Origin of the sequence: Mesorhizobium sp. LCM 4576 (assembly GCF_001854815.1) — a bacterium.
In the GTDB taxonomy this organism is placed as follows: domain Bacteria; phylum Pseudomonadota; class Alphaproteobacteria; order Rhizobiales; family Rhizobiaceae; genus Mesorhizobium; species Mesorhizobium plurifarium.
The window spans coordinates 164,542-175,533 of the sequence record NZ_MDDT01000021.1 but is presented as its reverse complement, the minus strand read 5'-3'; the positions used below and the strand labels follow the sequence as shown (position 1 = coordinate 175,533).

10 protein-coding genes and 2 pseudogenes are annotated in these 10,992 nt (G+C 58.7%); 5 read left to right on the top strand and 7 right to left on the bottom strand.

All coding sequences use genetic code 11. From position 1 onward, the window contains the following. Window positions 1–199: 199 nt before the first annotated feature. From LCM4576_RS34730 to LCM4576_RS36805, 4 genes are all read right to left on the bottom strand, one after another. On the bottom strand, window positions 200–997 hold the full coding sequence (locus tag LCM4576_RS34730; RefSeq protein ID WP_083361379.1) for a CmcI family methyltransferase: 798 nt from the start codon (window positions 995–997) through the stop codon (window positions 200–202). 657 nt (window positions 998–1,654) lie between these two features. Further along, window positions 1,655–2,584, bottom strand: coding sequence for a 2-oxoglutarate and iron-dependent oxygenase domain-containing protein (locus LCM4576_RS12275; RefSeq protein WP_071032338.1), 930 nt, complete (start codon window positions 2,582–2,584; stop codon window positions 1,655–1,657). 923 nt (window positions 2,585–3,507) lie between these two features. After that, entirely contained in the window at window positions 3,508–4,089 is a 582-nt protein-coding gene (locus LCM4576_RS12270) for a hypothetical protein (RefSeq protein WP_071032325.1), read from the bottom strand. 243 nt (window positions 4,090–4,332) lie between these two features. Continuing rightward, entirely contained in the window at window positions 4,333–4,782 is a 450-nt protein-coding gene (locus LCM4576_RS36805; protein WP_198540236.1) for a hypothetical protein, read from the bottom strand. Between the two features lie 156 nt (window positions 4,783–4,938). Between LCM4576_RS36805 and LCM4576_RS34725 the strand changes: the two are divergent. The 4 genes and pseudogenes from LCM4576_RS34725 to LCM4576_RS37165 form a co-directional block, all read left to right on the top strand. Next, window positions 4,939–5,488: pseudogene (locus LCM4576_RS34725) on the top strand (transposase); the annotation flags it as partial. 498 nt (window positions 5,489–5,986) lie between these two features. Further along, window positions 5,987–6,958: a tyrosine-type recombinase/integrase gene (locus LCM4576_RS12265; RefSeq protein WP_071032324.1), complete on the top strand. Its 972-nt coding sequence runs from the start codon at window positions 5,987–5,989 to the stop codon at window positions 6,956–6,958. Beyond that, entirely contained in the window at window positions 6,955–7,785 is an 831-nt protein-coding gene (locus LCM4576_RS12260; RefSeq protein WP_244510789.1) for a tyrosine-type recombinase/integrase, read from the top strand. The genes LCM4576_RS12265 and LCM4576_RS12260 overlap by 4 nt, the downstream gene beginning before the upstream one ends. Then, entirely contained in the window at window positions 7,782–7,967 is a 186-nt protein-coding gene (locus LCM4576_RS37165; protein ID WP_244510788.1) for a hypothetical protein, read from the top strand. Before LCM4576_RS12260 ends, LCM4576_RS37165 begins: the two co-directional genes overlap by 4 nt. A gap of 65 nt (window positions 7,968–8,032) precedes the next feature. Here the strand turns inward: LCM4576_RS37165 and tnpC are convergent. From tnpC to LCM4576_RS12245, 3 genes and pseudogenes are all read right to left on the bottom strand, one after another. Then, a pseudogene (gene tnpC, locus LCM4576_RS12255) lies at window positions 8,033–9,128 on the bottom strand (IS66 family transposase); the annotation flags it as partial. 76 nt (window positions 9,129–9,204) lie between these two features. Beyond that, window positions 9,205–9,546, bottom strand: coding sequence for an IS66 family insertion sequence element accessory protein TnpB (gene tnpB / locus LCM4576_RS12250; RefSeq protein WP_071032323.1), 342 nt, complete (start codon window positions 9,544–9,546; stop codon window positions 9,205–9,207). Then, window positions 9,543–9,926: a transposase gene (locus LCM4576_RS12245; protein WP_071032337.1), complete on the bottom strand. Its 384-nt coding sequence runs from the start codon at window positions 9,924–9,926 to the stop codon at window positions 9,543–9,545. The genes tnpB and LCM4576_RS12245 overlap by 4 nt, the downstream gene beginning before the upstream one ends. Window positions 9,927–10,706: 780 nt before the next feature. Between LCM4576_RS12245 and LCM4576_RS34715 the strand changes: the two genes are divergently transcribed. Further along, window positions 10,707–10,988: an SDR family oxidoreductase gene (locus tag LCM4576_RS34715; protein WP_244510787.1), complete on the top strand. Its 282-nt coding sequence runs from the start codon at window positions 10,707–10,709 to the stop codon at window positions 10,986–10,988. Window positions 10,989–10,992: the final 4 nt, after the last annotated feature.

Genomic DNA, 10,992 nt, shown 5'->3' with positions numbered 1-10,992 from the left:
GCTGGCTCTTCGGCCATGACGCCGGCCACACCATCACTGTGATGGACGACCACCTCAACCGAAAGTCTGGCCACGGCGCGGGAGGCCCGTTACCCCGGCGCTCTCCCCGTGGATCGCACCGTCGACGGGCTAGCTACTCCCGGCTGAACTGGTGCTGCCTCCGTTGGGCAGCCGAACAAGCTCTATATCAGAGTTAAGACTACGACTTTCTAAGCCATGCATTTGGAGCACAGGTGACATTAATCCCGAACGCATCGGTGTAATAAGTATCGATTAAGAAACCAGATTCATCTATCATCTGAAATCCATCAATGACATTCTTGTTTACAAGAAATGGATCGTCTTCAATTACATAGTAGTCGCCTTCGTTCATAAATTTGTTCAAATAAGAAAATACATCAAATATTCTAACATGCGCGTCATCGACAACAAGCCAAGGGTGTGGGAGCCTTGTCAGCAGATTGTCGTCAAAGTTGGCGGGATCAGAAAGATCGATGCAATGAAATTCAAGAAGTGGGTGCTTCTTTGCATCATCATGGACACATTTTGTATACAAGTCGAATGAGTGTACTTCGCCTGGTTTGTCACATAGCGTTGACATATTGTCTGCAAACCACATTCCGCTGCCCCCTTGATATGAGCCGAGCTCTATAATCGTCCTCGGCTGAAGTTCCCAAATTAGTCGTGGATACAGAGCGAGATCAAAAGGAGTTTTCAGAAGTATCAGCCCTTTATAAGTTCTGGCTAAGGCTCCAACCGTTGTGCGCTTGTCAGCACTCCATGGGAAAAGAGATGACATCCATGTTCGATCGGATGGCTTTGCAAAGCGGCCAGAATCGTCTGCATTCAGCACGTTGCTAATGGTGTCAAACATTCCCACCCAGTCAGGAATGAACTTTCGCCACGACTGATCAAGAAGTCCGTCTGGTTTCATCTGATCGGGGTAGTTCTCGTGGGCGGCATCCCAAAAAGCCTTGTACCCGGAAGCGAGTTTCATAGGTCTATCTCCATGTTGCGCCTATCTCCTTATCAAGCAATCGGCGTGCCACTCGCGGAGTGAGGTTGAGCGCGCTTAACGGGCACGAAAAGCTGCCCGCATCTCCGGTGGAATGTCCGCGCTTGTCGGGTCCGGGACATCGGCGTCATCTTTAGTCCATCTAATGCATTGCGCCCCGATGGCGCGTATCACAAATATCACAAATGGAGGAAGGTTCCTCGATCGGCTCGGTCGGGTAACTGACCGGGTCGACGCCTCGTGATAAAGGCCGCCTTGGCGGTCGAGCAATCCGATGAGCCGTTACGTGAGTTCAGCCCGAGCTGGCCCCGAAAGTGATAATGTGAATGCCGACCCATCTGAATTTCGGGGAGGGCCGCGTGACCGGGGAAGCAATCGACATGCGGTAATGCTCCGCTTCTCATGCCCGAAATCATCGCATAGCCCAGCGGCACAATTGAAGCCGTGGCGCTGCGCTTGCGGGAAAAGCGCCGCACGGAATTCGTGTGTTCAAGCAGTGGGCCGGTATCAGCGTGACTGTCCGAGGCATTGCAGCCCRCCGCGCTATACGCGCGACGAATTGCTTTTGGGAGAGTACTTCGAGAGCACCAAATGCCGAGCGGTCGCATAGTTTGCTCACGCTTCAGAAAAGCCGAACACCTACTGCAACTCTCGCGCGCGTCCGGCGCCATTCCCCTTTTCCCAGACTGATTCGAAGTTGCGCAGCATCATTTCTGCGACGCTGAAAGTATGCTTGCCTTGCCGCGAAGTCAGGCGAGCGTCGATGTCGGGATAGATAAAGAAGGGAAGGGAAATTCGTTCGGCCGGACCATTGTTCGCAACCTGATGCGGCGTACTCTTGAACCGGTCGTCGCTCAAGGCCTGAAGCATGTCGCCTAGATTGACCACCAGACTGTCGGGTAGACTCGGCACCGGCGTCCAGCACTCGCGGAACCACACCTGCAAAGGGCGCGTGGGGAGTTCCTCCTGCAGCAGCAGCGTGAAGAAGCCATTGTCCGTGTGCTTAGCGGCCGCGCCGCCAGTAGATGGATACCGGATCACGCGTTGCAGTACGGTCGGTGGGTTGAAATGGCGTTGGAACCAGCCGTTTTCCATATCGAGCAGGTCGGCCAGCGCGCCGCCGAGCTGCGGCACAACCTTCTTGAGCACGGTAGCTTGCAGTGCAAGTAGGCTTCGAGCGAAACCAGGAGCCACGGCGTCACTCGGAAGGCGGGTGATTCCGGCAAACGGACGCCGGTCCCCCTCTTTCTCGATTCCGAGGTCGAACATTTCCTTTGGATCGGGGCCGGCCTCAGGATGTAGCATTTCACCATGTAACGGAATGTATCCACGAGCGGTAGCTGGGTACACGTCTTGAGAGGCGTGACCGTAGCGTTCCTTGGTGGCCTGCGGCAACGCGAAGAAACGCCGGGAAGCGTCGATCGCTTCTTCGATCTGTTCTTTCGGGATCCCGTGTTCAAGGTAGAAGAATCCGTATTCCTCGCAGGCCATGCGTAAACGCTGTTGCTCCTCCAGTCGCGTTGCATCGGACGCCAGTTTCGCCACTGATATTTGCGGTAGTGTGGTCATAATCGTTTCTCCTTTGGTGCTTTGCCCCAACGGGCTCCTGAAACTACAGTTCACATTCTTGATCGCGATTTCTCAGTCGTCACCTAGCCAGTATGCTGGCAAAGGCAAGGTCGCATTGGAGACGGCATATCTCGTCACCATCAAAGGATGTGAGCTCCCCATACCTCTTAAGCTAAGCTTGATAAATTCCGCTCGGGCGCGTGACGCGAGCCAGTCTGAGYAGCCAATCCGGCGTAGACATGCCCGACGTAAGACACTATTTTGAGGGTRGTTGATCACGGTCGACATTGCCTCGGACATGGGGGTAAGCGTGGGTTGTCGGACATTTCTGGCCCAAGGGGGACTGTACCGGCGGCATGCAGGAGCAAAAAGGTTATTTTTGATAATTCTACACTACGTTATGTTGCAAATTCGAGATACACGGGTTAATTAAGTTTCATATTTCGAGATACGCGGCACACGCCGTTATAATCCTTCGGTATGACAACGTTGTATTTGAAGTTAGCCCAAAACAGGGGGTAGAGATTAGCCTCGGGTGAGGCGTTAGTAAGTGGGCGTGAGTCGGATCATTGTGCGTCCCCTGTGATACACTTTCGAGCTATGCAGCAAACTGGAAGAGACGTCGAATCGGCGACCAAGAGATACATCAGCGCAGCGCGATGCCGTCGGGAGGGACATCCATWCTAGAAATCTTGCCGCCGATCAAGATTCCAACAGATGTTCTTCATGACCTTCTTTTGCGCAGAACCCGCCAGCGGCTCGATCACTCGTGGCTTCGGCCATGACGCCGTTCACAACATCATTGTGAGGGYGACCGCCTCGACCAAAACCCCTCGGTCGCCCGGCAGCGCATACAGGGACGGGCCTCTCGCGCCAGCGCCAAACATCAAGCAGAGACGACCGTCGACGGGAATGCGACCGCTTCAATGCAGAAAACGCAGGCAACAGCGGATACTGCACGCGACGCCACTGACGTACGACCGGGAATACCGTTGTGCGCAAGCGACGAGAAAGGCGTCGACATCAACCAAGCGTRTCGAATGCCAGTCTTCGCCGGCCCGCGCCAGGTGATCCTGAAGCTTGCCGATATGATACAGCTTTTGGTCTACGGTCGCTTGCGGATTGCCGCGATGCCGCAGAAGATAGCCGGCGTACTCCGAAAGCAAAGATGTTGCCGGCGGCTTTGCCGGACCCGCCGATCGCCAATGCGGCGGGGCTAACCCCAAGCGGTGATAGATCCGGTTGAGTGACCGCAGACCGCTCCGGAAAAGATGTAGCGAACGCGGATCGAGATTCCGTCGTTGCGCATACCAGTCGATAAAGCGGTTCACGCATTCGAGGGTAAGTTCTCCGCGCTCCACCAGCCCATGTTCGACACAATAGGCGCGGAACAGCTTGATCCTCTGCATGTAGACAATGGCTGCGCCACTGCTCAGGCGGCGGTCGGCGCGCAAAACGCGGCGGATATCCTCGGYGGAGGGCGTGACATTGGGCTCGGTCTGCATGGCGATCCTATCACCTCGACCGATCCAGCGTAGCGGGCTGCGGGATTGTGGTCAGGCCCCACTTCGTGTTGGCCGCAGGCACCTGGTGATGCCGCCCTGAAGCCCGTGACCCAGCGCGCACCAGACGTCCGGGCCATGGCACGGGCATCACCAAGCGCTACCGGAGCGAAGCCCAATGGAGCGGGGATGCAGCTCAGCGCCGGGGTTGGCAGCGCCCGGCGCAACTTGGGCAACATCGGTACGTCATCTGCTGCGGCCGCGCACGCCTGCACATCTGCCGCCAATGACGGCGCCATCACCCTGACAGCCATGATCGACCCACGCACGGCAATGACCCGCCGCCGAAGCCAGCGCACCGCTCCCGCGAGGCCAATCTCCGGTCCGCGCATCCGCCGCCACTCCCATGCTTCTTGCCGATGCCGCCACCGCGACGGTGCATTCGATCGTTGCAAGCAGCCCGGGCAAACGGGCTGCCAGGAAATCCGGCAGCAAGCTGAATGTCATCCGCCCTTCCGGGCAATACCAGCGGGCGATGCGCACGCCGGGACTGGTCAGCCGTGCATAGCTGCCATGGCGTCGAAAGGTACAGCCACCGTGCGGATGAAGCGGGCAGCCCGACAGATACGCGCRCTGCCACTCCTGCGTGGCGACATAGTCCTCGATCGTCGACGATGTGCGCAGCGGTATCTGCAAGTCCGTCCCCTCRCTCGCAAGCATCCTGCGATCCTGCCGCAGCTTTTGTCCGGACACCAGAATGCCTCAACCTCTCGTAAATGCAGYGTGCGCCGCCAAATACCCGAGATAAAACTTCGCCCTGGATAATGTGCCTTATCCGGTGGCCGAGATAAGGCTCATCTGCGTCACAAGCTTTACGACCTGCATATAAGCAAGGTCTCGCAAGTCGCGACGGATTCGATCATCCCCATGATTGAGCTGTGGAAGATCGAGGATGAGGTCCGCGGCAAGAATGCCGATAGCCGCGCTGCGCTCCGCCAGGAAAAATCGACGGGCATCGTCGCGAGCCTGTTCGAGCTGTGGGAAACGGAACTGCGCAAGGTCTTCGGAAAATCCAAAATCGCCGAGGCAATCCGCTATGCGCTCACCCGACGGGAGGCGCTAGAACGCTTTCTGACAGACGGTCGCATCGAGATCGACTCCAACATCGTCGAGCGCGCCATCAGGCCGCAGACAATTACGCGTAAAACAGCCTATTTGCCGGCAGCGAGGGCGGTGGACGAACTTGGGCGACCGTGGCCACACTTCTGCAAACGGCCAAATGAATGGCGTCGATCCTCTCGCCTGGCTCTCCCAGACCTTGACTCGCATCGCTCAGCGCTGGCCCGTAGCCGAAATCGAAATGCTCATGCCCTGGAACTTCAAGCCAGACGCCATCAGCTAACCGCTTACGATCGAGAAGATAAARCCGCACGTCCAATTCGGTGCGGTGGCTCTCTCCGGAGATAGCCGACGCAGCGAACTCTCCAGCACCGGCTCGCGCTCAATTTCTCACATGGCATTGAGCCGCGCGATCATCCACCTCGCACTCGGGCGATGGAAACTCGGAAACACATCGCATTCAGAGACGCCCTTTGCAGCGTGCCGAGATCGATCTGGYGTGCCGCATGGGAATGGCGCAGAACGTGGCTGCCGAGGAACGGTGGCGAAATCCCCGCAGTCTTTGCATGCTTCGCGATGATGTGGCGCCCCATGGACACACCCACCCGGCATCTGTTCGTGCAGATGCATGTGCCGTTCGGTCCCTTGGCCGCTTCAAGCGCGATACGCCCCCGCCGCGCGTGGTCTCAGAGCTTCTTGGGCATCGGGATCCGGAGTCCCTTTCCGCCTACGTGCGGATCGCAACGGAGACGTTGCGTGATGTCGCATTGCCGGTGCCGGCATGACCACCATCGTCACCCTTTCCGAACTGGAGCGCGACGCGGAGAGCTTTCTGCAGTTCAAGCGCGCCATGGGCCACACCTACAAGCGTGGCGCGATCGAGATCGATCGTTTCCTTCGCTTTGCCCGGCAGCATTGGGGCGAAGAAGACCCCATTCCTCTGGCGGAGGCTATCCAGCGCTGGTGCGGGCGGCGCCTCGGCCGCAAGGCCGTCACGCTTGCCAACGAATTCGGCGTCGTTCGCCAGCTCTGCCTTTTCCGCCGACGACGCGATCCGACCAGCTATGTGCCCGAGCACGGCTGGGCGCCGGTGAAGGAGTCGACCTTCTTTCCCTATATTTTCAGCCAGAACGAAATCCGCCGAATCCTTGCTGTCGCCTCGGCGCATCAGGGGCACTTCATGTGGGCCTCGATGTTGCGCAGGCTTGTTCTTGTGCTCTATTGCACTGGCCTGCGGCTTGGAGAAGCCGTGCGCCTTAAGATGGCCGATGTCGATCTTGAACGCTGCATCCTAACGATCCGCGACAGCAAGCGGCGCACACGGATCGTACCCATGCGCGACGACCTTGTGAGAGAGTTGCGGCGCTACATCGACRATCGGCGTCAACTCCTTATCGACCAACRCTGCGCGGACCCGGAAGCTCTGTTYGTTCGCCGCAACGGAATGCCGCTGACAACCGCCTCAGCATCCGATGCCATCCGCCGGATTCTCCGTCGCCTGGGTATTAAATCCGCACAAGGACGGGGCGGTGCGCGACCCTACGAGTTCCGTCATGCCTTCGCAGTCCACCGTCTCACGATCTGGGCCGAGGAAGGCGTCGATATTCACGCCAAGCTTCCCTGGCTGTCAGCCTATCTCGGCCATCAGAACATCCTTGGCACAGAGGTCTACCTCAAGGCGACGCCGCAACTGCYGGAGTTGGCCAGCACTCGGYTCGAACAGCATCTGCGATGCGCTCRCCAGCCCCAATGAGCCAAGCTACGTCACAGGCGCTTTTCGCGCTCGTCGAATCCTTCTTCACCACCTATCTGCCCCGTCAGCGCGGCGCGAGCCCGCACACAATCCGCGCCTATCGCGATACGCTCAAACTGTTGCTGTTGTTCGCGGCCCAGCATCAGAACCGCGAGATCGCCGCACTCAGGCCGGACGATCTCGACRCCAATATGATCGCTGCATTTCCGAATCATCTTGAGACCACAAGATCCAATTCCGCCGCCACACGCAATTGCCGCCGTGCCGCGCTCCGCAGCTTCTTCAAGCACCTTCTGCGCAACGATCTTGACCCCGCGCTCCGTTACACACAGGTGCTGGCGCTGCCATCGAAGCGGGCGCGGCTTCGACCTGCTCACTACCTCGAAGCCCCCGATATTCGGGCCATCATCGAGGCCCCAGATGGACGGACCCGCCAAGGCTGGCGCGACTATACGCTGCTGCTTTTTCTCTACAATTGCGGCGCACGGGTCAGCGAGGTGACCGGCCTRCTTTGGGGTGATCTACAGCTAATGCCGCCACGGCAAGTCCGTCTGCGGGGCAAGGRCCGCAAGGAACGGCTCGTACCAATATGGTCCCAGACGGCCGATGCACTGCGCCGCCTGCATGGCATGACGGCCGAGGATCAGCGGCACGTTTTCGTCAACCGGCACGGGCAGCCCCTGACCCGTGACGGCGTGGCCTACATTCTCACCAAGCATGCCTCGGCAGCAGCCCAGGATCGGCCGAGCTTGACGCGCATCCCATTACGCCACACGTTTTTCGTCACAGCTGCGCCGCGGCGCTGCTGCAGTCGGGCACCGACGTGACCGTAATCCGCGACTACCTCGGCCACGCCAGCATTGCGACCACGAGCCGCTGCATCGCCACTAACCTGAAGATGAAGCGCGATGCGCTGCAGAGATTCTGGAAACATGCCGATCTCGAACCCGCCCAGACCAAGGCGTGGAAGCCGAAGCCAGACTTGCTTTCTTTTCTCCAGTCGCTCTGATTTTATGTCGACAAACGCCGCCGACTTTTCCGCCAGAATACAGCTTCTCAGCGGCAGTACTCGAGATAAAACTTCGCCCTGGATAATGGGCCCAGCAGCCCGCCAGTCTGACCGTTTCATTGCTGCTGATTTTGGCCCGCGTCTCGGCTATTGGTATAGGCTGAGTAGCCGTCGACMTGGAGGATGCCGCTGAACCCGGCGAGATGACGCGCCACGCACTCGGCGCCTCTGCTGTCCTCAAAACGATAGGCAACCATGGGCGGACTGGTTCCACCGTATGGTCGATCATCGCGCGCATAGGCCCATAACCAGGCTTTYATGGTCTGGCCGGCTCCTGGGACAAGGGTAGGCAAGGTGGTTGGTTTCGTCAGCGAAAATCCTTTCGCCCTCCTTGATGCGCTCAAGGATATAATCAGCCAGCATCTGCAATTCGAAGCCCAGATGCCCCATCCACTGAGCCATTAATGATCGGCTGACCTCGACGCCATCGCGCAGATAGATCGCCTCCTGTCGGTAAAGCGGAAGCCCGTCCGCGTATTTCGACACGGCGATATAGGCAAGCAGCCTCTCTGTCGGCAGGCCGCTTTCGACGATGTGTTCCGGCGCCAGCGCCTGGACCACACCGTCACGATCCTGAAGGCATATTTGGGACGGCGCGTCACGATGACCCGGAACTTYGGCGGCACGACGTCCAGCCGTTCGGATCGATCCTCTCCGATCAGAACCTTTTCCAGCCCCTCGCAATCGGCCGGGATGTCTGGCTCGAGGACTTCCTTCGATGCGTTCGAGATGCGCGGCAAAGCCCTTGCGCGGACGCGCAGCACGCTTCGGCTTGTTGCCAACTGCCTGGGCGAGTTCGCTCTGGATCGCGGAAAGACCAGTCTCGACCTCTTCGAAGGCAAAGGAAGCCTGCTCGTCGTTGATCGACAGGCGCAGCCGTTCGGAACGCTTGCCGTATTGCGCAGGCTCCAGCACCTTCACGATCGATGTGAGGTTGGCGATCCGCTCGTTAGCGCTTCTCTCGACCGCCGTCAGCCGGGCGACCTCCGCCGTCGCTGCTGCAAGCTGGGCTTCGTTTGCAGCCCGCTCGCTGGCCATCGCGAGGACCATCGCCTTCAGCGGATCGATGTCGTCCGGCAGGTCAGGAGAGGACAGAACCATGGAGGGAGATAGAGCACAAAAACAGCCGCTTTCCCAACAATTACAACACCATGATTCATCTTGCCGCAGGCCGATTTCAGCCCGTCGACAACGGCCGCCTACCCTTGGCCGGGCGAATCTTCTTCCAGTCCAACCCGGCAAGAAGAGCCATCAACTGCGAATGGTCCAGGCGCATCCGCGCCGCCGATATCGCCGGCCAGCAGAAGCTGTACTCCTCCAGGGTTTTCGAATAAAGGCAGACCCCGCTGCCGTCCCACCACACGATGCGGACACGGTCCGCTCGCTTCGAGCGGAACACGTGAAGCGCTGAGAACGGGTCGAGGCCGCCATCCCTCACCAGAGCCATCAACGATGCGGCTCCCTTGCGGAAGTCGACCGGCTGGCACGACACGTAAACGATAACTCCTGAGGCGATCATGTCTTGCGCACCGCGCGCATGATCTTGACCRGACGATCGGGATCAACATCGCCGCCGACGCGCACCACCACGTCGCCGACGACGATTTCCACCAGCTCACTGCCTACCGCTTCAAAGCGCGTGAACCTGACTGGCTTGACCTGTTCCCCTATCAGCGGCGAAACCGCTCCAGACGCCAGCGCCTTGCGGCGCCACGCATAGACCTGCGAGGGGTCCAGTCCGTGAGAGCGGGCAATCGCAGAAACATTGCTCCCCGGCGCCAACGCCTCCGCAACAAGCCCCGCCTTGTCCTCGTCCGACCAACGACGGGGCTTGCGACGCGACCGCACCGGCTCCGCCGTCAAAACCTCAAATGTCCGATGATTCACACCTTCCCTCATAGGATTCTCCGCATGACTCATGCAGAAAATGAGCGTTGAGAATCCCGCACGCCACGTGGAGTGGCCTACGCGCTTACTCTCGATCGCGTTCGAAGAGAGTTTTCAGCCTGGCGTAACGGGCTGGAAGAAGGATCACATGATCGACATGACCATGCTCGGCCGGATCAGCGGCTAGTGCTAACGAGAGAGATTGCGATCGCCTCAAGCCTGATTGGYAGGCCAAACATTCTCGCATGAGACATCGAAGTTGTGGATGGAAGAGCCCGCCTCGCATGACCAGCGTCGCGACCGCTTCGTGAGGTATATGTCTCCTTCCTCCTCTGCCCAATGTGTCAGGGATAGCTCTCGAGTGCTTTCGGCCGTTTGTGCAATAAACGACAATATCAGCTCGAAAAACGACAGTATCCGAGACAAGAGTGTGTCGGAAGCGTCGCATCTTGTTGAGGGCTTTATCATGCCCTGGTCACGCCRCCTACTGCGCCAGCAAGGGGCGGAGGTGACGGCATTTCTCCTAGTGTCTTGGACCCGTTTCCCATGTTCTTCTCGTTGGCACGACAAATGCAGTGCTCTTCGCAGAGCGTCTGTACCAGCGAGTGACGAGAAATCAATCCGCGCGCACAACCGGGTCTACGGCTATCAGATACCAGGAGAGAACATGATGACAAAGGTGCAGATTGGCGTGGCGCAGGGTGCAAGAGCGCTCACCGTCCTTATGGGGGTGAGTCAGCAGRCCTAACCTGAGGTCGACCTTCTACACATGCCGGAGAGGCTATCGGACAGATGAAGGGCCGTGGCGGTTGTGCGATCGTCAACTGTTGGCGACGGTATCCGGGTCAACGCGGTTTGCCCGAACGAGGTCAACAGCGCGATGCTGCGCATCGGCTTTGCCAACGCGGCTTCAACCCTGACWCCRCTATAGCCGWGTTGAATAAGACGGTTTCGCTCGGGCGCATTGCCGAACCGCAAGAGATCGCGGACCTGGTGTACTTCTTGTGCTCCGACGCGGYTCGCTACATCTCCGGCACGGCGCTTGAAGCGAACGGCGCAAAGCCGGTCTACTAAGGAA